We start from the raw sequence: 20,331 nt of genomic DNA, 5'->3' as shown, positions 1-20,331 counted from the left end.
GTGTTCGCAAGGACCCGACCGGGGAGGCGCGCGGCTATCCGGTCCTGCCGGTTGGCCGGCTACGTGCTCCCGCCGGCGAGCCGACTATTTGGTCCCGTCGGCGAGCCGACTATTTGGTGAGGGCGATGTACTTGGTGTCGAGGTACTCCTCGATCCCCTCACTGCCGCCTTCTCTTCCGAAGCCGGACTCCTTGATGCCGCCGAAAGGCGCGGCCGCGTCGGAGATCACACCCCGGTTGACGCCCACCATGCCGGACTGCACACCTTCGGCGACGCGCAGCGCCCGGTCCAGCGATTGGGTGTAGACGTAGGCCGCCAACCCGTATTCGGTGTCGTTGGCCGCCGCGATGCCCTCCTCCTCGGTGTCGAACCCGGCGATCGGGGCCACCGGACCGAACACCTCCTCCTTGAGGATTCGGGCGTCGGCGGGCACGTCGGTCAGCACGGTGGCCGGGTAAAAATGTCCGGGTCCCCCGGGGGCGACGCCGCCGATGGCAACCGTCGCGCCGCGCGACACGGCATCGGAGACGAGTTCCGTCACCGTGTTGACCTGCTTGGCGTTGATGAGCGGACCGAGGGTGGCCGACTCGTCGAGCCCCTTGCCGAGGGTGAACTCGCTCATCCGTTTGACGAACTTCTCGGTGAACTCCTCGCGCACCGCGTTCGCCACGTGGAACCGGTTGGCTGCGGTGCACGCCTCACCGCCGTTGCGCATCTTGGCCAGGATCGCGCCGTCCACCGCGGCGTCGACGTCGGCGTCGTCGAACACCACGAAAGGTGCGTTGCCACCGAGCTCCATCGACGTCCGCAGCAGCTTGTCCGCCGACTGCTTGACCAGCGCCTTGCCCACGCCGGTCGATCCGGTGAAGGTGAGCTTGCGCAGCCGGCCGTCGTTGATCAGCGCTTCGGTGACCGCACCGGGATTGCTGGTCGGCAACACCGACAGCACGCCCTTGGGCAACCCGGCCTCGTCCATGAGCTTGGCCAGAAGCAACATCGTCAGCGGCGTCTCCTGGGCCGGCTTGACGATCATCGTGCAGCCCGCGGCGAACGCCGGGCCCATCTTGCGGGTGCCCATGGCGAGCGGGAAGTTCCACGGTGTGATCGCGTAGCAGGGACCCACCGGCTGCTTTGTGACCATGATGCGGCCGTTACCGGCAGGGCTCGGGGTGAACCGGCCGTCGATGCGTACCGCCTCCTCGGCGAACCAGCGGAAGAACTCGGCCCCGTAGGTGACCTCACCCTTGCTCTCGGCGACGACCTTGCCCATTTCGAGTGTCATCAGGGCGGCGATGTCGTCGGCGCGCTCGGTGATGGCCTCGAACACCGAGCGCAGAATCTCGCCCCGTTTGCGCGGCGGGGTCGCGGCCCACTCCGCCTGCACCTCACAGGCGGCGTCCAGTGCGGCAGCGGCGTCCTCCGCCGTGGCGTCGGCGACGGCGGTCAGCACCTGGTCGTCGGAGGGGTCGAGCACGTTGAACGTCGACGAGGACGCGCGTTCCTGCCCACCGATCCACAGCCCGGTCGGTACCGATTCCAGCAGTGCGGAAGTATCCATACCTCCATCATTTACCCCTTCGTCGGCTTGGCCGCACTAGGGTTCTGAACATGGGTTCTGACATCACTGCCACGACCGCATGGCAGGCACTGTCCCGCCATCACGCCGACGTCGCCACCACGAGCTTGCGTGAGCTTTTCGCCGAGGATTCCGCCCGCGGTTCCGAGTTGGCGTTGACCGTCGGCGACATGTACATCGACTACAGCAAGCACCGCGTCACCCGGGAGACGCTCGATCTGCTGATCGATCTGGCACGGGCAGCCGAACTGGAATCCAAGCGCGACGCGATGTTCTCCGGCTCGCATATCAACACCTCCGAAGACCGGGCGGTGCTGCACACCGCGCTGCGACTGCCCAGGGACGCGGCGTTGACCGTCGACGGGCAGGACGTGGTGTCGGACGTGCACGAGGTGCTCGACCGGATGGGTGAGTTCACCGACCGGCTGCGCAGCGGCGAGTGGCGCGGCGCGACCGGTGAGCGCATCACCACCGTGGTGAACATCGGCATCGGCGGTTCCGACCTCGGACCGGTCATGGTCTATCAGGCATTGCGTCACTACGTCGATGCCGGCATCTCGGCCCGGTTCGTCTCCAACGTCGACCCTGCCGACCTGGTCGCCAAGCTCCACGGGCTGGACCCGGCGACAACACTTTTCGTCATCGCCTCCAAGACGTTCTCGACGCTGGAGACGTTGACCAACGCGACGGCGGCACGCCGGTGGCTGATCGACGCGCTCGGTGACGCGGCCGTGGCCAAGCACTTCGTCGCGGTGTCGACGAACGCGAAGCTGGTCGACGAGTTCGGTATCGACACCGAGAACATGTTCGGTTTCTGGGATTGGGTCGGCGGGCGGTATTCGGTGGACTCGGCCATCGGCCTGTCGGTGATGGCCGCGATCGGCAAAGAGCGGTTCGCGGAGTTCCTGGCCGGCTTTCATCTGGTCGACGAGCACTTCCGGACCGCACCGCTGGACGCCAACGCTCCGGTGCTGCTGGGCCTGATCGGGCTCTGGTACAACAACTTCTTCGGTGCGGAAACCCGTGCGGTGCTGCCGTATTCGAACGACCTGGCCCGATTCGCCGCCTATCTGCAGCAGCTGACCATGGAGTCCAACGGTAAGTCGGTCCGCGCCGACGGCACCCCGGTGACCAGCGGCACCGGTGAGATCTTCTGGGGTGAGCCGGGCACCAACGGCCAGCACGCGTTCTATCAGCTGCTCCATCAGGGCACTCGGCTGATCCCGGCCGACTTCATCGGGTTCAGTGAGCCGACCGACGACCTGGCCACCGCGGACGGCGACGGCAGCATGCACGACCTGTTGATGAGTAACTTCTTCGCCCAGACCCAGGTGTTGGCGTTCGGCAAGACTGCCGACGAGATCGCTGCCGAGGGAACAGCTTCGGAGGTGGTGCCGCACAAGGTCATGCCCGGTAACCGGCCAAGCACCTCGATTCTGGCGACGAAGCTGACTCCGTCGGTGGTCGGCCAGTTGGTGGCGCTCTACGAGCATCAGGTCTTCGTCGAGGGCGTCATCTGGGGTATCGACTCATTCGACCAGTGGGGTGTGGAGCTGGGTAAGACCCAGGCCAAGGCCCTGCTGCCGGTGCTGACCGACGACGCATCGCCTGCCGAGCAGACTGATTCGTCCACCGACACCCTGGTGCGCCGCTATCGCACCGAGCGGGGCCGAACGGCATAATCTGCGCTAGCCAGAAGGTCCGCGAGCCGGCGCTCCCGCGAGCTGCGGCCCCGTCAGCCGGAAAGCCCGCGAGCGCGCGCGTCTGCACAGCGACGCGCCGCGTCCCATGGCATTTCGCGCGCGCTCGATCGGCGCCCGCTGTCACTCGTCGTCCGGGCGGGACCAGCCGAGGATCATCGCTGGGCTGCACCCTCCGACCAGCAGCACCGTCAGCGCCATCAAACCGCCGGCGTAGGCCATGTCGGTGTCGGTGCCGCCAGTGATGACGGAGCCGAAGATCAGGTAGAAGATCGGCACCAGCATCAGGTTCTGCGTGATCGTCAGCCCGATGGACCGGGCGTTGTTTCGCTGCGCCAACTCGTATTCATCGAGGGCGGCGTCGGGGGCGTCACCCTGTCGGCCGGAGACGATTTGCAGCATCAGCCACATCGGGAAGAACAGCGCGCAGGCGGGCAACCACAACAACGGAGCCCATTCGATACCGAATGCGCACATCACACTGACCGCGAACATGAACGCGAACGTGGCCCCCAACGCCGTCACCAGCAGGCGACGGCGGCTGCGCGTGCGCCATTTCGGCAGCGAATGGGCGTATGTCCGTTCACGTTTCGCAAATTGCCGGGTCCGGTAGTCCTGGTAGCGGTCGAGCAGGTTCGCGTCAGACATCGGTTTTCCCTCCGCGAGGTCGTAGATCTTTTCGGTAGAGCTCGGCGGACAGCGGCGTGAAGGGTTCCCGAGAGAAGACCGCTTCGACGGGCAGGTCGAACACCGCGCAGATCCGGAACGCCAGATCCAGACTCGGATAATGGTCGCCCCGCTCGAGCGCCCCCACGGTCTGGGGGTTGACGTCGATCAGCTCCGCGAGCTGCGCCCGGGTCATCGCCCGTTCGGCGCGCAGCACACCGATGCGGTTGTGGATGGGGAATGTTTCCCCGCGTCGTACCGGGCTCACCTAACTCATCATTGGGAAAACCCAACACTCTGTCAAGGTGTTCAAAGTTCGACTTGGCGATGCGACTGTCTTCACTGCGGCGCGTCGCTCACGATGGCATATCCCGAGTGTTCGCCGCCGACCGCACGCTGCACACGCGACACACCACACGGCAGCGTGCGGACACGCGCGTTCGCGAAGACAACTCCAGCTGGAGAAGCCGGTCAGGCGAAGCGCTTCGTGAGGCGTGGCGGCAGCAGCTTCATCACCTCGACCAGCGGCCACCACGGCCAGGCCGGAACGACGGCACGGCCCTTCTCCTTCTCGATGGCCTCCACCATCGCCTTCACGCCGGTCTCGTTGTCCACCATGAGCATGGTGGAGTTCGACTTCGCAGTCATCTCCGACTCGATGTAGCCCGGCTCCAACACCGTGACCTTGATCGGGCCAGACGACGGATACTCCGCACGCAACGACTGACCCAGCGACGTCACGCCGGCCTTGCTGGCCGAATACGCAGCCTTGACCCCGGGGACGCCGACATTGCCCAGCACCGAGGACACCAGCACCAGATGCCCGTGGCCCGACGCCTTGAACATCTCCAGCGCCGTCTCGATCTGCACCAGCGCGGCAACCAGATTGGTCTCGATCGTGGCCTTGTTGGCCCAGAGCTTGCCGCCGCCGAGTGGGTAACCCTTGCCGATACCGGCGTTGACGATGACGCAGTCGAGGCCGCCGATCTCCTCGGACAGCTCCGCGAAGACCTTGGGAACCTGATCGTGGTCGTTGACGTCGAGCGCCGCGATGGCCACCGTGATGTCGGGGTGGCGAGCCGTCAACTCGGCCTTGAGCTCGTCGAGGTTGTCCAGGCGCCGGGCGCACAGGGCCAGGTCCCGCCCCTTGGCCGCGAACTGGCGCGCCATCCCGGCGCCGAGTCCGCTGCTGGCGCCGGTGATCAGGATCTTCTGCCGAGTCATGCCAGCAGAATAACTTGGTTGAACAAGTCGCTCGGACGCCCTCTACGCTACTTCAGCAGTTTGGACATGCGCCGATCGGCGAGGATCTTGCCACCGGTCTGACAGGTCGGGCAGTACTGGAACGACTTGTCGGCAAACGACACCTCACGCACAGTGTCGCCGCACACCGGGCATGGCAGGCCGGTTCGGGCGTGCACGCGCAGGCCCGCACGCTTCTCCCCCTTCAGCGTGGCGGCCTGCTGACCCACGGACCTGGTCACCGCGTCGGTCAGCACCGAGATCATCGCGTCGTGCAGGGCCGCCAATTGCGCGTCGGTGAGCTTGTTGGCCGTCGCGAACGGCGAGAGCCGCGCCACGTGCAGGATTTCGTCGCTGTATGCGTTGCCGATCCCGGCGATCACCTTCTGATCAGTGATGACGGTCTTGATCCGGCCGGTGTTGCCGGTGAGCGCCTCGGCCAGACCCTGCGGGTCCAGCGTCAGCGCATCCGGGCCGAGGGCCGCGATCTGGGGCACGGCCATCGGATCGGTGACCAGCCAGACCGCGAGACGCTTCTGGGTGCCGGCCTCGGTCAGGTCGAAGCCGACCCCGCCAGTCCCGGCGTCGTCCCCGCCCGGCTTGCTCAGGTGCACCCGCAACGCAATCGGCCCCTTGCCCGGCTTGAGCGGCGCCGCGCTGAGCTTGTCCGACCAGCGCAACCATCCGGCCCGCGACAGGTGCGTGATGAGATGAAGCTCGCCGGCCTGCATACCGAGGTACTTGCCCCACCGGTTCGCCGCCGTGACCGGTTGACCGGCCAGCGCCGACACCGGCGGATCGAACGTCTTGAGCACGGACAGCGCTCCCACGTCGACGCGGCCGACGGTCAACCCGACCGCGTGGCGACGCAGGTGGTCGGCGAGCGCTTCGACCTCGGGCAGTTCAGGCATGAGTTCAGTCTGCCCTGACGACCAGCGACAGCACCCACGAGACGATCGACAGCACGATCGCGGCCCAGATCGCCGTCCACCAGAACTGGTCGATGGCCAACCCCCAGTGGGTCGTGTGCTCGGTGATCCACGCGGCGATCCAGAGCATGAACGCATTGATCACGACGTGGATGAGACCCAGTGTGAGGATGTACAGCGGGATCGACACGATCTGCACCACGGGTTTGATCACCGCATTGACCAGACCGAACACCACCGCGACGACGAAGATGACCCCCACCCGGGCGATCGTGGAGTCACCACCGACGAACGCGATGCCCGGCACGATGAGCGTCACCACCCACAGCGCGACCCCGGTGAGCGCGGCGCGCAACAGAAACGGACCCATGGCGGAAATACTGCCTTCCCGCGGCCGCGAACGTGCGCTGTTGCACGCCCGCGCCCCGGAGTGTCGGGCGCCAACACGCCCCCTCACCGACCGGGACGGCGTGCGCTCACGGACGAGGGTGCGGGTGCCAACTCGCCCGCTCACGGAACGGGACGGCATGCGGTAGGGGACGAACCCTCTCACCGGGCGTGCGGGACCGTTTGATCGAATGACGGTCATGTCCGTACTCGACTCCTTCCGCCTCGATGACAAGGTCGTCATCGTCACCGGCGCCTCTTCCGGGCTCGGCGTCTCGTTCGCACAGGCCTGCGCCGAAGCGGGCGCCGACCTTGTGCTCGCCGCCCGGCGGGTGGACAAGCTGCAGGAGACCTGCGAGCTGGTGCGCGCCGCCGGCCGCCGCGCCCTGGCTGTCGCCACCGACGTCTCCGAACCCGCCGACTGCCAGGCGATGGTCGACGCCGCGATGACGGAGTTCGGCCGCGTCGACGTCCTGGTCAACAATGCGGGCGTCGGCACCGCGGTACCGGCGACTCGGGAGACGCCCGAGGAGTTCAGGGCGGTCGTCGACATCAACCTCAACGGGTCGTACTGGGCGGCGCAGGCATGCGGACGGGTCATGCAGCCCGGCAGCTCGGTGATCAACATCTCGAGCGTCCTCGGCATCACGACCGCGGGTCTGCCGCAGGCGGCCTACAGCGCCAGCAAGGCCGCGATCGCCGGCCTCACCCGCGACCTCGCACAGCAGTGGGGAACGCGAAAGGGCATCCGGGTCAACGCGATTGCACCGGGCTTCTTCCAGTCCGAGATGACCGACCAGTACAAGCCGGGCTACCTGGAAAGCGTCATCGAACGGTCCGTCCTCGGGCGCACCGGCGACCCGGCCGAGCTGGCGGCCACCCTGGTGTGGCTGGCATCGCCGGCCGGGGGGTACGTCACCGGTCAGACGATCGTCGTCGACGGTGGGGTGAGCATCACCTAGCGGCCGATGTGTCGCCCCCAGCGCCAACCTGCCGCCCGCCTGCGCGACGGTTCCGCCCCCAGCGCCAACCTCCCGCCCGCCTGCGCCGCCGGATTCGCTCTGCCCGATCCCACCCCCGGGACTAGAACACGTTCTAATATCGGCTGTCATGCGATTCACCTACGCCGAGGCGATGACCGACCCGACGTTCTACATCCCGTTGGCCAAAGCCGCCGAGGCCGCCGGCTACCACGCCATGACGATTCCCGACAGCGTCGCCTATCCGTTCGAGTCCGACTCGACATACCCCTACACCCCCGACGGCAGCCGCGAGTTCCTCGAGAACAAGGCCTTCATCGAATCGTTCGTGCTGACTGCGGCGCTGTGCGCGGTCACGACACGACTGCACTTCAACCACTTCGTGCTCAAGCTGCCGATCCGGCCGCCCGCTCTGGTGGCCAAGCAGGCGGGGTCGCTGGCCGCGCTGTTCGACAACCGGCTGGGCCTGGGCGTCGGAACCAGCCCCTGGCCCGAGGACTACGAGTTGATGAACGTCCCCTACGCCCGCCGCGGCAAGCGGATGGACGAGTGCATCGACATCATCCGGGGACTCACCTCCGGGGAGTACTTCGAGTACCACGGCGACTTCTACGACATCCCCAAGACGAAGATGACACCCGCGCCCTCCCAGCCCGTTCCGATTCTGATCGGCGGGCACGCCGACGCCGCGCTGCGCCGGGCAGCGCGCAACGACGGCTGGATGCACGGTGGTGGAGACCCCGAGGAACTCGATGCGCTGCTGAAGAAGCTCGCCGTGTTCCGCGAGGAGGAGGGACGCACCGGGCCCTATCAGATCCATGTGATCTCGATCGATGCCTACACCCCCGACGGCATCAAGCGGTTGGAGGACAAGGGCGTCACCGACGTCATCGTCGGCTTCCGGATTCCCTACATCACCGGCCAGGACACCGAACCGCTCGACGACAAGATCCGCAATCTGGAGATGTTCGCCGAGAACGTCATCGCGAAGGTGTGACCATCGCGTCGACGGCGCGCGGCCCGAGCACGTGGTCGAGCACCGTCATGGCGGTTCCCAGCACCCCGCCTCGATCGCCGAGCGCTGACGGCGCGATGTGCAGAGACCGGGTGGCGAGCGCCGTTGCGTTGCCGTACAACGTTTCCCGCAGTCCGGCGACGAAGATGTCATAGGCGCCGGCGACATCACCGGCGACGATCAGCGTCGCCGGGTTGAGCATGTTGACCGCTGCGGCAAGCACTTCCCCCACATGCCGGCCTGCGTCGCGGATGAGTCTGCGCGCCACCGCGTCTCCACCGTGAGCCAGCTCGACGACGTCACGCAGATTGTGTACCGCCTGGCCGCTCTCTGTCAGCGTGCGAACCAGCGCCCATCCGCCGGCGACCGCCTCCAGACATCCGACATCACCGCAGCGACAGGCTTTCCCGGCAGCTGCGGTGGTCTTGTTGTGGCCGAACTCGCCCGCTGCCCTCATCGCGCCGCGCTGCAATGCACCGCCGGCGATGATGCCCGCGCCCAGGCCGGTCGAGGCCTTGATGACGAGCACATCGTCGGACCCACGCCCCGCCCCGGATCGCCATTCGGCGAGCGCGATGACGTTGGCATCGTTGTCGACGACCACCGGGGCTTCGGTCAGCGCACGGAGATAGGGCACCAGCGGCACCCCGTCCCACCCGCTCAGCACCGGGGAGTCGGCACTGCAACCGCGCCGCGGGTCGACCGTCCCGGGCAGGCTCAAGCCGACACCGAAGACCCGGGCCGGCGAGTACCCCGACTTCGCGAGAAGTTGGCCGAGGCGCGCGACGACGTCGGGCATGAGATCCTCGGGCCCGAAGCCGGGTTCCCGATCGATGTCGGCCGACGCGAGCGGCTCACCAGCCAGATCGCACGCCGCCAAGCGGACCCGACTTCCGCCGAGAGCCGCGGTCAACACGACACCGGCGGAGGCATTGAACGACACCAGCCCGGCCGGTCGCCCACCGGTCGACGGGGCTTGATCACCTTCGTTGACGAGCCCCAGCGCGGTGAGTTCCCTCACCCGCGCCGACACGGCCGTGCGGGACAACCCCGTGAGCTTTCCCAGCTCCGGCCTGCTGAGGCCCGCGTTACGCCTGATCAGCGCATACAACTCACCGACCGACCACGCGGACGACGATCGGTCGAGTCCCATGGCCGCACCCTAATCCACCCGACTTAGGCATTTCAAGTACATAAGTCGCGTTGAGAAGGACATTACTGAGTACTACATTAAGACAAATGAAGGAGCCCCGTTCGCTACTGGACCTCTCCACGGTGATGCCGGTCATCTCGCTGGCCGACGCCGCTGATGCGGTACCGGTCGCCCGTGCGATAGAACGGTCAGGGGTACCGCTGATCCTGGTCTCCCTGGACAACCCTGTCGGCTATGCAGCCATCGAGCGGATCGCCGCAGAGACACCGGAGATCATCGTCGGCGCAGCTGCGGTCACCGATCTGGATCAGCCTGCCCGGGCGCGCGACGCAGGTGCCGAATTCCTGGTCGCCGGTGTCGGGCACGCGCCGATGCGCGACGCGATGCGAGCCACGGAACTGCCGCACCTGCCGGGCGTCTCCAACGCCCTGCAGGCCATGGAATTGCTCGACGACGGCTACACCGACATGGTGTTGAACTCGGCCGGCGCCGCCGGGGGAATTCGCCAGCTCAAGACATTGGCCGCCTTCGCGCCGGCCGCGCGGTTCTGTGCGGCCGACGGGATCAGCCCCGGTGATCTGCCTCGCTACCTCAGCTCACCCAACGTGGGATGCGTTGCCGCGGACTGGGTGGCCCCCGTCGACGCCGTCCGGCGGCGGGACTGGGACCGAATCCAGCGGTTGGCCGAGGTTGCCCTGAAATTGTCCACGCCGACAGTCACCACCGTCCGCGCCCTGTGACCGCGACACTCGACCGGCCTGCGGGCTCCCTGTCGGTCGTCGCCCCCGACCCGGTGGTGCGCTGGCTGGCCGTCGTCGCACTGGCTCTGGGTGGATTCGGCATCGGCACCACCGAATTCGTGTCGATGGGCCTGCTGCCGGACATCGCCACAGGGTTGGGCGTCTCCGAACCCGTAGCCGGGCATGTGATCTCGGCGTACGCGCTCGGCGTGGTCGTCGGCGCACCGCTGATTGCGGCCCTGACCGCACGGATGCCGCGCCGCACGCTCCTGCTCGCGTTGATGGCGGTGTTCACGCTGGGCAACCTCGCCAGCGTCTTCGCACCCTCCTATGGCACTCTCATCGCCGCCCGTTTCCTCGCCGGACTTCCGCACGGTGCCTATTTCGGGGTCGCCGCACTGGTGGCTGCCCACCTGATGGGCCCCCAGAACCGAGCCAAAGCAGTCGCGCATGTGATGTCGGGTTTGACCATCGCGACCGTGCTCGGCGTGCCCACCGCGTCCTGGCTCGGCCAGGCCCTGGGCTGGCGTGCCGCGTTCGGCCTCGTCGTGGCAATTGGCGTGGTCACGCTGACCGCGTTGTGGTGTTGGTTGCCGCGGCACCTGCACACGATGCGCTCGACCAGCCCGCTCACCGAACTCGGCGCACTTCGGCGCCCTCAGGTGTGGCTGGCTCTGCTGGTGGGCATGATCGGCTTCGGCGGCATGTTCGCCGTGTACACCTACATCGCCACCACCATGACCGATGTGGCGGGACTGTCCCGCACGCTGGTTCCGGTCGCGCTCATGGTGTTCGGCCTGGGCATGGTCGTCGGCAATCTCGTCGGTGGTCGGCTCGCTGACGGGTCGGTCGTCCGCGCGCTGTACCTGTCGATGAGCGCGCTCGGTACCGCACTGGCGGTGTTCGTCTTCGCCGCACACAGTCCATGGACGGCGCTGCCGGTGCTGTTCGCCGTCGGCGCCGCGGGTTCGGCCGTGGCACCGGCACTGCAGACCCGGCTCATGGATGTCGCTCACGACGCGCAGACGCTGGCCGCGGCGCTGAACCATTCGGCTCTCAACATCGGCAATGCCACGGGTGCCTGGGTGGGCGGTCTCGTGATCGCCGCCGGGCTGGGATATACCGCCCCCGCCGCGGCAGGCGCGTTGCTCGCCCTGGCCGGCCTGATGGTGCTGACGGTTTCGGTGCTGCTGCAGCGGAGGACCTCCTCGTCCTAGAGTGGTCCGCACACCATGACCCTCACTATCGACGAGATCCAGGTCGCCGACGCACCAGATGCCTGGGCGCGAGCGGGCTTCACCGTCGATTCCGCCGGTGACGCCGTACCGTGCTGCCGAGTTGGCGGCGTCCGTATCCGACTGGTCGGCCCGCACCACGGCAGCGGAATCGTCGGCTGGTCGTTGGGCGGGCTGCCTGCCGGGTTCTCCGGCGAGCTCGACGGCATCGTCACCGTGCGTTCGGACGGCTGTGCGGCGGCGGTGAGCGCGTCAACGGATGTCAGCTCAGCGGCGCTGGCGGACGTCAACCCGGCGGCGGCAAGCACGCCCACGCACGCCCCTCGGGCGGCGCCTGCCGAGCATCCCAACGGTGTCACCGCGATCGACCATGTCGTGCTCCTGTCACCGGACCCCGATCGCACCGTGGCGGCCATGGAGGCTGTCGGCGAACGCCCTCGCCGGGAGCGCCACGGAGAACTCGGAGGACAGCCGATCCGACAGATCTTCTTTCGGCTCGGCGAGGTGATCGTCGAGGTCGTCGGCGCACCAGCTGCTGCCGGCGACGGCCCATCGACACTCTGGGGCATCACCTATGTCACCGCGGACATCGACGCCACCGCTGAGTTCTTCGGCGAGCACACCGCCGCGGTGAAGCCCGCGGTGCAACCGGGGCGGCGGATCACCACGGTGCGGCACCGCGAACTCGACATCTCGGTCCGCACGGCGATGATCTCGGCGAGGCACTGACCAACTGCCTGCTTACGTGTCTCCATTGCGTTGAGAATGCGCTGACGGCGACATCTTTTCGAACTTCGGCGCTGCTACCGCAGTCCCAACGCGGGGGTCGCCTATTCTCGGCGCATGCCTGCCCCCGCCGATGACGACGTCGTGGTCATTCACACCGACGGCGGGTGCCGCCCCAATCCCGGCCCCGGCGGCTGGGGCGCGGTGCTGCGTCAACGCCACCACGTCCGCGAGCTGTACGGCGGCGAGCCGGCGTCCACGAGCAACAACCGGATGGAATTGACCGCGCCGATCATGGCGCTGGAGGCACTCACGAGACCCGTCGTCGTGCACCTCTACACCGACAGCACCTACGTCCGGAACGGCATCACCAAATGGGTGCTGGGCTGGCAGCGCAACGGATGGGTGACCGCGTCGAAGCAACCGGTGAAGAACGTCGACCTCTGGCAGCGCCTTCAGACGGCCTGCGCGCGACACCGCGTCGAGTGGTTCTGGGTCAAGGGACACTCGGGTGTCGACGACAATGAGTTGGCCGACGCGTTGGCCACCCGCGGCTTGCGGGAGGCGCTGGAAGGATCAGCTGTAGCCGGCTGACCTTCGCGAGGGCCCAAACCTGCTTGGTGGTCGTGCCTGGTGGTCTTTTATGAATCGGCTATAGCAATTCGTATCAACCTTGACTTATATAAGTTGTGGCTGTAACTTCTGGTCCGTGCACGCGTTCGACGTCCTGGGCGACCCGGTGCGGCGGCGGATTCTGGAATTACTCGTCGATGGTGAGCAGTCGGCCGGTGCCATCACCGAGACGATTCGAGGCGAGTTCGACATCAGCCAGCCGGCTGTCTCTCAGCATCTGAAGGTGCTGCGGGACAACGGTTTCACTACGGTACGGCCCGAGGGGCAGCGGCGACTGTATGCCGTCGATCCATCGGCGCTGCAGCACGTCGATGAATGGTTGAACCGCTTCCGCAGGTTCTGGGCGCCCCGGCTGGACGCCCTGGATACCGAGGTCGCCCGCGGCAAGCGGCAGCGACGCATGGGTGAGCACATCAACGATCAAGGGAGACAGGACTGATGGACGTCAACCACCACGTCAACGCGGTGCAGCGTACGGTCGGCAGCCGGACCCTCGATGCCGGCGAGGCCCACGTCGTCACGCTGAGCCGCAGCTACTCCACCGACGCGGCCGACCTCTGGGATGCGTGCACCAACGCCGAAAGACTGCCGAGATGGTTTGCGCCGGTTCACGGTGACCTGAGCCTGGGAGGGAAGTACCAAGTCGAGGGCAATGCCTCCGGCACGATCCTCACCTGCGACCCGCCGCGCACCTTCACCGCCACATGGGAGTTCGGCGGCGGCGTCAGCTGGATCGAGTTGCGGATCGTCGAGGAGGGCCCCGAGCAGTCGCGAATGCAGCTGGACCACATTTCCTTGGTCGGTGACGAGATGTGGCCCCAGTACGGGCCCGGCGCCGTCGGCCTCGGGTGGGATCTGGCGCTGCTGGGCTTGGCCATTCACCTCGAGACCGGCGATTCGGTGCCCGACGACTTCAAGGAAGAGCAGTGGGCGACAACCGGAGCCGGCAGAGAGTACATCCGCGATGCCGGCGAAGGTTGGTACGCGGCGCAGGTGGCCTCGGGCGAGGATGCCCCGGTCGCGCGCCGCGCCGCCGACAACACCATCGCGTTCTATCGCGGTGACCCACCTCCGCAGCACAAGCGCTAGTGTCACTGCACTGCACTTTCCCGCGGCTGCCCGCCGCGGCTGCGGGAGAACCCGTACACCAGACAGGCTGCTCGGCGATGATGGGCATCGTCCAAAGACGAGTCCGCTTCCGCGGTTCGGCCTTGAAGCCTTGCGGCTGTTGGGCTCTCGAGCCGCGCGGTTATTCGGCCGTGCAGCGCTGGAACTGTCGGCGGTGAGGCACTACGGCGGTCAGGCGGCTTGCCCGTCGGGGGGTGCGGGTCCGCCGGGTTGGCCGGGGTTACTGGATTCGTCGGGTTTGTCAGGTTCGCCGGGGTCGCCTGGGCTGCTGGGTTCGTCGCGTTCTTCGGGTTCGCTGGGGTTGTCGCTCGGCGATGGTTCGGTCAGCTCGTAGTCGATCGGCGCGTCGGCCATCAGCGCGTCGTCGGTCAGCGCGTCGTCCATCGGCTTGTCGTCGATCGGCTGGTCGTCGATCGGCGCGTCGTTGATCGGCTGGCCGTTGATCGGTTCGTCGTCGATCGGTTCGTCGCCGATCAGCTCATAGTCGATCGGTTCGTCGTCGACCCGCGGGGTGTCGCCGGGCTGGTCGTGGTGACAGCTCGGGGTGGTTTCGGCGGCCCCGCCGTCGCTCTGCAGGCCGGCGTCTGGGCTGCAGGCCGGCTCCTGGTCGGGGGGTCGGAGGAGGCGTTCGGGGCGGTGGTAGGTGTTGATGCGGGTTTGGCCGGTGTCCAACGCTGGTGGGGGGATCCATTCGACTTCGCCGCGTTCGTTCATCCGGGTGCTCCAGCCCTCGGGGCCGACGGCGCGGTTGTCGGGTCCACAGGCCAGGCCGAGTTCGTCGACGTTGGTGTTGCCGCCGTCGGTCCAGTCGGCGACGACGTGATGGGCTTGGCTGCCGTAGGCGCCGACGGTGCAGCCGGGTTTGGTGCAGCCCCCGTCGCGGGCGATCAGCATGATCCGCTGGGCGGGGGAGGCGACCCGGCGGGCCCGAAACAACGCCAGCGCCGACCCGGTGGCCTTGTCGAACACCGCCAGGCTGTGATGGGCGTGGGCGGCCAGGCGGATCACCTCGGCGATCGGGAGGCGGGTGCCCCCACCGGTGACTCCGATCCCGGCCCGGGATTCCAGATCTTGCAGGGTGGTGCGGATGATCACCGACACCGGCAGCCCGTTGAGCTGGCCGAGTTGACCGCTCATCAGCGCGATCCGCAACACCGCGACCAGCGCATCATGCTGGCGCTGGGCCAGGCTGCGGTGGTCGTTGTCGATCTGGGCCTGCGAGGGCGTGCCGGAGGTGCAGGGTTGCGGGTCGTCGGGGTTACACATGCCCGGGGCGGCGTACTTGGCGAAGATCGCCTCCATCAGCGCCCACGCTTCGGGGGTCAGCTCCCCACTGATCGGGGTCATCGCATCGCCACGCTGCTTACCCTTGCTCAGTCCGCGGCGGCGGGCGCGTTCGGTGTCGTCGGGTTCGGGGCCGTCCTGATCGAGCAGGAACAACGCCAACTCCGCAGCATCGCTGACATCCTTGGGTCCGGCCCCGGCCGCCAGGCGCACCAGATCGGTTTCGAACTCCTCACGGGTGCCGGCGTCGACGAAACCGGGCAGCTTGGCCACCGCCTTGGCGATCACCACCACATGCTCAGCGTTGATCACACCCCGGGCCTGCGCGGCCGCGGTCGCCGGCAACACCGGCGGCAGAGCCTCCCCGGTCAACGCGTGTCGCGGCCCCAGCAGCGCCGCCTCACCCAACCGCCGCCCCGCCTCGGCGGTGGAGATCCGCCACCGCACCGCCAGCACCTGATTCCACGACTTGGCGCCCATCTCCTTCGCGGTGGTCTCGACCTGCAGACGGGCCAACAACCGATGCCGCAGGGCCGGCAGCTGACACCACACCGTTTCCAACTCATCCAGGGCGTCGACCAGATCCGCACGACCCAGCAGATCCACCCCAGCACCGGCCGCGGCGTCGACCGCGGCGCGCACCGCTGCGACCGCCTCCGACAACGCCGACCCTGACATGATTCGAACATACATTCGACGACTGACAAAAACGGGTGCCGGAGAATCCGATGTATCAGGACAGCGGTGACAGTTCTGTATCAGGACATCGGTGACAGTTGATGTGTCAGGACTTCGGTGACGGTTTGGGGCGTGGGCCGCGTGGTCGGCCGTTGCCGACGTATCTGACCCCAGGTGCGGGACGTGTGTGCTCGATGAGGACTTCGCCGTCGAGGTCGGCCACGGTGATGTGGTCGCCGTCGGTCACGACGAGGACTTCCTGGCAGGCGAGCCCTCCGTCGACTTTGTAGCGGACTCCGGCGAGCAAGAAGGTTCCGGCAGTGTTGAGCGTCATGACGCAGGTGCCCTGTGGAAGGGTTTCCGGCGCCGGCGAAGGCCGGCGTGGCTTCGCGGTGACGGTGAATAGGGGTCGGTCAGGCCTGGGGCGAGGAGGATCGACTCGGGGGGTGGCTTCCCATGCCGCCAGTGGCGTGATCCGCCCGGGTAGACCCTGATGGGGGCGTTCGGTGTTGTAGATGTGGTCGAAAGCGTTGATCTGGGCCTGCAGCTCGGCCAGTGTGCTGGCCAGCGGCTGCTTATCGAGGTAGCGGAACAATGTCTGATGGAAGCGTTCGTTCTTGCCCTGAGTTGTCGGCTTATCGGGCTTGCCGGTGATCGCTTCCACCCCCAGCCGCGAGATGTGTTTGACGAATCGGCCGAGGTATCCACGCCTGGAAGGGTTGAGTGCAATTCCGTTGTCGGACAGAAGCCTTTGGGGTACACCACAGGCGGCCACAGCCTTGTCGAACACGGCGATGGCCGCTTCGGCAGTCTCAGACCAGGCGGCATGGGAAGCGACCGCGTAGCGGGAATGGTCGTCGATGAGCTGAAAGATCACACACGTGCGCCCTGCGCTGAGCACGTACTGCGTGGCGTCGAGCTGCCAGCACGCATTCGGGGCCGGGTAAACGAACCGTCGCCATGCCGAGCGGGGTTTCTTCTTCGGCTCAAGACGAGCCACACCGGCCTCGCGGAAGATCCGTGCCAGCGCCGCCGTCGAGGGCACCTGCGGCAGGCCCATCGCGTGCATCTTGTCGTGCACGCTGATGGGGCCGTGGTCCAGGCCGGAGGCTTCCAGAGCGGCCCGCACTGCCACCGCCTGGGCTTGAGCTCATCGCTCAGTTTCGACGGGCTTGATCGAGGACGTCGCGTCCTGGGTTCGAGTACCGCGGCCTGCCCCTCGGTCTGCACTCGCGTGCGCAACGCATAGAACGACTTTCGGGAGATGCCATGCTCAATGCAGAACGTCGAGACCGCTCCGCGTGGCGCGTTACCGGGCCACTGCGAGATCGCCAGCCGGACGCGAGGATCGATGGGTTCATTGACAGCCACCTCCGCAGCCTCGACGTAGAAGTGTCACCACCAAGACCACCCAAACTGTCACCGATGTCCTGATGCAGAACTGTCACCGATGTCCTGAGAGATAACAACGGAGCTCCGATTCTGTTATGTCTCGAGACATCGGTGACAGTTCTGGTTGAGTCCCTTGAAGGCCTGATTGGTGAGAGGAGCCGCTGGAGGCACGTTGGTACAAGCCGCCCGCGATAAAAGACGCCATTCGGCGCCAATCACGACATGGACAAGATTCGACCAGCCGACGGACGCGCGTCAGAACCGGAACTACCGTGACTTCGGTCGGGTTCGGATAAGAGCGAGGGGTTCGGGTTCGACGTGCAAGACGGTGGATTCAAGAACGCAGACGCCCGGAGCCGATTTCTTCGCCAATACGAAGAAGTACGCGCGTTGAGCCCGGCACCCGATGCCGTCCACGACGTCAGAACCCGTTACGGAACTGTCCGGGTCTATCGACACGGCCCCGATCACGGCATCCTGCTCCTGTTCATTCCCGGCTTCTTTCTGACATCGGCGATGTGGTGGGCGCAGGTAGACGGCCTTGCGGGCGATTTCACCGTCTAAGCCATGGACCCGCTGGGTCAACCCGGGGCCAGCGTTCAGTCGAAAGCAATACGCACGCCCGAGGATTCCTCGCGGTGCCTCGACGCGACCCTCGACGGATTGGGGCTGAAACATGTCCACGTAGTTGGGCATTCGTATGGCGGCTGGCTGGCCACGCACACGGCGGCCCGGATGCCCGGTCGCTTGGCGACTTTGACCTTGGTTGATCCGGCCGCCACAGTCGCGCGGCTGTCAGCGCGGTTCTGGATGAGCCTAGCCCTCCAAGGGCGACCGAACACCCCGCGAGCCCGACGTGCAGCCCACTGGATCACTGGCCATCCCGCACTTGCGGAGCTGTTCGGAGCCGGATTCGCGCATTGCGCGCCACCGATACGGACACCGACGGCGCGTCTCATCAGCGATCGTGCGTTGCGCTCGGTCCACCTACCGGTCCAGGTTCTTCTGGCCGGCAATACTGTCCACGATTCGGCCACCGGCGTTCATCGAATAGGGTCCGTGGTCCCCGGCTGGCAATATCGCCTGTGGCCGTACAACTCTCATGCCCTGCCGATCGAACGTGCCAGCGAGATCAATGATTCGATACGTTGCTTCGTGGCAGAGAATCCCGTCTAGCTCACTCACTCCCCGACGCTGACGAAGGTGCAGGGACGAAGGTGCAGCGCGGGAGTACATCGCATTCCACGAGGTTGGAATGACCGCTGCGCAGACCAGCGCCCAGGACGCGGACCTCAGCGTGACGAATCGCCCGCGGGCAGCCACTTCCCCTCGACTACGCCGGGGGGTTCAGGGACTCGGCGATCCGATCGAGCAGTCGGATCAGCTGGCTTTGTTCCTCGCTGCTGAGGCAGCCGAAGACCTCCCCCGCGACGACGACGTAGTCACGCAGCCAGCTTCGCGCTTGCTCCTCCCCCGCGGCCGTGGTCGTCAGGCGTATCGCGCGCCGGTCGTTGTCGTCGACGCCGCGGGCGACCAGCCCATCGCGCACCAGGGCCTCCACCAGCGTCGACGCAGTACCCTGGCTGATTCCGACCTCCCTGGCCAGATCCGCGAGCCGCACCGGCTGCATGCGGGCCACTTCGGCAAGCAGTTTGGATCGCGGGGTCGAGACGCCGCGCTCCCCCAGGCGGTCATCGAATGCGCGCACCACCGATTTTCCTGCGCGTCCGAACACGTCGGCCAGGCGCCCAGCGCGCTGCGTCGACTCGCCTGACGCAGCGCGTCCACCCGTCGCCTCTTTCACGTTGACGACATACTATCAGTGCCCATATAGTTTGATATCAAATGATTTGACGTAGATTGAATGGAGACGCAGATGCAGATATTCGTCACGGGCGGCAGCGGATTCGTCGGCCAGCACCTGGTCAGGCGACTTGTCCGTGAGGGCCATGAGGTGCGCGCGCTCGCCCGCACAGACAGCGCCGCCGACCTCGTCGGCCGGCTCGGCGCTGAGCCGGTCCTCGGCGACCTGGCGGATCTGGTCAATGCCACACCGCCACAGTGGACGTCGGCGCTGCGTGGAGTAGACGCCGTCGTCCATGGCGCCGCCTACATGGCGTTCTGGGGCCGCGATGACGTGTTCCGCCGGGCCAACCTCGACCCCACCGTCGCTCTTCACCAGACCGCCGCCTCGGCTGCAGTGCCGAGATTCGTGTTGATCAGCGCCGCCAGCGTGTCCAGCGGCACCCAACGCGCGACGGTCGTCGACGAGCGCACCGACGAAGGTCGGCCGAACATCGCCTACAGTCGCATCAAGCTCGAAACCGAGCGCATTCTGCTCAGCGCGCTCACTCCGACGATGACGACAGTGGCCCTTCGGCCGCCGTTCATCTGGGGTGCGGGCATGTCGACCCTCGACGACTTCGTCGCAGCGGTGGAAGCCGGCCGATTCAGCTGGATCGACAACGGCAAGCACACGGTCGACTTCGTCCACGTCGACAACCTCACCGAGGCCGTCCACCTCGCCCTCACCGCCGGGCGGGCGGGCGGGGCCTATTACGTCACCGACGGCACACCCATGCCGGCCCGGGATTTCTTCACCCCGCTGCTGGCGACCCGGGGTGTCGACGTCAGCGCGGCCCCCAGTGTGCCTTTGGCGGTGGCGGCCCCTCTGGGAGCGCTCCTCGAAGCAGGGGCACGCTTGCTGCGTCAGCCGGAACCGCCGATGCTGACGAACTGGATCACCACGTTCATGGGCCGCGACCGTAGTTACGACATCACCGCTGCAAGAACAGAACTCGGCTACGCCCCGTCTGTCAGCCTCACTGATGGACTCGCAGAGATGGCAGACTCCCTCTCACGCTGAC

The 20,331-nt window shown here is 66.8% G+C and carries 20 protein-coding genes and 2 pseudogenes; 11 read left to right on the top strand and 11 right to left on the bottom strand.

Translation table 11 applies throughout. The features are described 5' to 3' along the window. Positions 1 to 109: 109 nt before the first annotated feature. Complete coding sequence (locus tag ACEWX3_RS05950) at positions 110 to 1,558, bottom strand: NAD-dependent succinate-semialdehyde dehydrogenase (protein ID WP_374158941.1); 1,449 nt, start codon at positions 1,556 to 1,558, stop codon at positions 110 to 112. A gap of 50 nt (positions 1,559 to 1,608) precedes the next feature. Between ACEWX3_RS05950 and pgi the strand changes: the two genes are divergently transcribed. After that, entirely contained in the window at positions 1,609 to 3,258 is a 1,650-nt protein-coding gene (pgi, locus tag ACEWX3_RS05945; protein WP_374158940.1) for a glucose-6-phosphate isomerase, read from the top strand. Positions 3,259 to 3,399: 141 nt separating this feature from the next. On the opposite strand, the gene ACEWX3_RS05940 is transcribed toward pgi, so the two are convergent. The 6 genes and pseudogenes from ACEWX3_RS05940 to ACEWX3_RS05915 all read right to left on the bottom strand — a co-directional run bounded on the left by ACEWX3_RS05940 (position 3,400) and on the right by ACEWX3_RS05915 (position 6,483). Then, complete coding sequence (locus ACEWX3_RS05940) at positions 3,400 to 3,924, bottom strand: hypothetical protein (RefSeq protein ID WP_221354647.1); 525 nt, start codon at positions 3,922 to 3,924, stop codon at positions 3,400 to 3,402. Next, positions 3,917 to 4,210: a helix-turn-helix transcriptional regulator gene (locus tag ACEWX3_RS05935; protein WP_374158939.1), complete on the bottom strand. Its 294-nt coding sequence runs from the start codon at positions 4,208 to 4,210 to the stop codon at positions 3,917 to 3,919. Before ACEWX3_RS05935 ends, ACEWX3_RS05940 begins: the two co-directional genes overlap by 8 nt. Before the next feature lie 203 nt (positions 4,211 to 4,413). Beyond that, a complete protein-coding gene (locus ACEWX3_RS05930; RefSeq protein WP_374158938.1) occupies positions 4,414 to 5,166 on the bottom strand; it encodes an SDR family oxidoreductase in 753 nt (250 codons plus the stop codon). A 47-nt stretch (positions 5,167 to 5,213) separates the two neighbouring features. Beyond that, positions 5,214 to 5,687, bottom strand: coding sequence for a zinc finger domain-containing protein (locus tag ACEWX3_RS05925; protein WP_286182677.1), 474 nt, complete (start codon positions 5,685 to 5,687; stop codon positions 5,214 to 5,216). 165 nt (positions 5,688 to 5,852) lie between these two features. Next, positions 5,853 to 6,095 (bottom strand): annotated as a pseudogene (locus ACEWX3_RS05920) (DNA-formamidopyrimidine glycosylase family protein); the annotation flags it as partial. 4 nt (positions 6,096 to 6,099) lie between these two features. After that, the gene (locus ACEWX3_RS05915) at positions 6,100 to 6,483 is read right to left on the bottom strand and encodes a phage holin family protein (protein ID WP_374158937.1); all 384 of its coding nucleotides are present in this window, start codon (positions 6,481 to 6,483) and stop codon (positions 6,100 to 6,102) included. 217 nt (positions 6,484 to 6,700) lie between these two features. Between ACEWX3_RS05915 and ACEWX3_RS05910 the strand changes: the two genes are divergently transcribed. Continuing rightward, the gene (locus tag ACEWX3_RS05910; RefSeq protein WP_207065686.1) at positions 6,701 to 7,462 is read left to right on the top strand and encodes an SDR family oxidoreductase; all 762 of its coding nucleotides are present in this window, start codon (positions 6,701 to 6,703) and stop codon (positions 7,460 to 7,462) included. A gap of 148 nt (positions 7,463 to 7,610) precedes the next feature. Then, positions 7,611 to 8,477 (top strand): LLM class flavin-dependent oxidoreductase, encoded by an 867-nt coding sequence (locus ACEWX3_RS05905; RefSeq protein WP_374158936.1) that lies wholly within the window; start codon positions 7,611 to 7,613, stop codon positions 8,475 to 8,477. On the opposite strand, the gene ACEWX3_RS05900 is transcribed toward ACEWX3_RS05905, so the two are convergent. Further along, the gene (locus tag ACEWX3_RS05900; protein ID WP_374158935.1) at positions 8,461 to 9,648 is read right to left on the bottom strand and encodes an ROK family transcriptional regulator; all 1,188 of its coding nucleotides are present in this window, start codon (positions 9,646 to 9,648) and stop codon (positions 8,461 to 8,463) included. The genes ACEWX3_RS05905 and ACEWX3_RS05900 overlap by 17 nt on opposite strands. Before the next feature lie 86 nt (positions 9,649 to 9,734). Here ACEWX3_RS05900 and ACEWX3_RS05895 point away from each other — a divergent pair, with 86 nt between their 5' ends. The 6 genes from ACEWX3_RS05895 to ACEWX3_RS05870 all read left to right on the top strand — a co-directional run bounded on the left by ACEWX3_RS05895 (position 9,735) and on the right by ACEWX3_RS05870 (position 14,071). Continuing rightward, positions 9,735 to 10,388, top strand: coding sequence for a ketohydroxyglutarate aldolase (locus ACEWX3_RS05895; protein WP_374158934.1), 654 nt, complete (start codon positions 9,735 to 9,737; stop codon positions 10,386 to 10,388). Next, positions 10,385 to 11,605, top strand: coding sequence for an MFS transporter (locus tag ACEWX3_RS05890; protein ID WP_374158933.1), 1,221 nt, complete (start codon positions 10,385 to 10,387; stop codon positions 11,603 to 11,605). The genes ACEWX3_RS05895 and ACEWX3_RS05890 overlap by 4 nt, the downstream gene beginning before the upstream one ends. A 15-nt stretch (positions 11,606 to 11,620) precedes the next feature. Next, on the top strand, positions 11,621 to 12,352 hold the full coding sequence (locus ACEWX3_RS05885) for a glyoxalase (RefSeq protein WP_374158932.1): 732 nt from the start codon (positions 11,621 to 11,623) through the stop codon (positions 12,350 to 12,352). 114 nt (positions 12,353 to 12,466) lie between these two features. Further along, positions 12,467 to 12,943, top strand: a complete 477-nt coding sequence (rnhA, locus tag ACEWX3_RS05880; RefSeq protein WP_207065692.1) for a ribonuclease HI — start codon at positions 12,467 to 12,469, stop codon at positions 12,941 to 12,943. A 115-nt stretch (positions 12,944 to 13,058) separates the two neighbouring features. Further along, a complete protein-coding gene (locus tag ACEWX3_RS05875) occupies positions 13,059 to 13,421 on the top strand; it encodes a helix-turn-helix transcriptional regulator (protein WP_207065693.1) in 363 nt (120 codons plus the stop codon). Beyond that, on the top strand, positions 13,418 to 14,071 hold the full coding sequence (locus ACEWX3_RS05870) for an SRPBCC family protein (RefSeq protein ID WP_221355038.1): 654 nt from the start codon (positions 13,418 to 13,420) through the stop codon (positions 14,069 to 14,071). Before ACEWX3_RS05875 ends, ACEWX3_RS05870 begins: the two co-directional genes overlap by 4 nt. Before the next feature lie 210 nt (positions 14,072 to 14,281). Here ACEWX3_RS05870 and ACEWX3_RS05865 read toward each other — a convergent pair whose 3' ends face one another. Together ACEWX3_RS05865 and ACEWX3_RS05860 are read right to left on the bottom strand one after the other, a co-directional pair. Beyond that, a complete protein-coding gene (locus ACEWX3_RS05865) occupies positions 14,282 to 16,087 on the bottom strand; it encodes an HNH endonuclease signature motif containing protein (RefSeq protein WP_374158931.1) in 1,806 nt (601 codons plus the stop codon). A gap of 91 nt (positions 16,088 to 16,178) precedes the next feature. Next, a pseudogene (locus ACEWX3_RS05860) lies at positions 16,179 to 17,401 on the bottom strand (integrase core domain-containing protein). A 630-nt stretch (positions 17,402 to 18,031) separates the two neighbouring features. Here ACEWX3_RS05860 and ACEWX3_RS05855 point away from each other — a divergent pair. Continuing rightward, positions 18,032 to 18,640, top strand: coding sequence for an alpha/beta fold hydrolase (locus tag ACEWX3_RS05855; RefSeq protein WP_374158930.1), 609 nt, complete (start codon positions 18,032 to 18,034; stop codon positions 18,638 to 18,640). Between the two features lie 157 nt (positions 18,641 to 18,797). On the opposite strand, the gene ACEWX3_RS05850 is transcribed toward ACEWX3_RS05855, so the two are convergent. Next, positions 18,798 to 19,268, bottom strand: a complete 471-nt coding sequence (locus tag ACEWX3_RS05850) for a MarR family winged helix-turn-helix transcriptional regulator (protein ID WP_221354627.1) — start codon at positions 19,266 to 19,268, stop codon at positions 18,798 to 18,800. A gap of 72 nt (positions 19,269 to 19,340) precedes the next feature. On the opposite strand from ACEWX3_RS05850, the gene ACEWX3_RS05845 reads away from it, so the two are divergent. Further along, complete coding sequence (locus ACEWX3_RS05845) at positions 19,341 to 20,330, top strand: NAD-dependent epimerase/dehydratase family protein (protein ID WP_374158929.1); 990 nt, start codon at positions 19,341 to 19,343, stop codon at positions 20,328 to 20,330. The last annotated feature ends 1 nt before the right edge of the window (position 20,331 follow it).

This window comes from Mycobacterium sp. G7A2, from assembly GCF_041902445.1.
GTDB lineage: Bacteria > Actinomycetota > Actinomycetes > Mycobacteriales > Mycobacteriaceae > Mycobacterium.
This window is presented reverse-complemented; position numbering and strand designations above follow the sequence as displayed.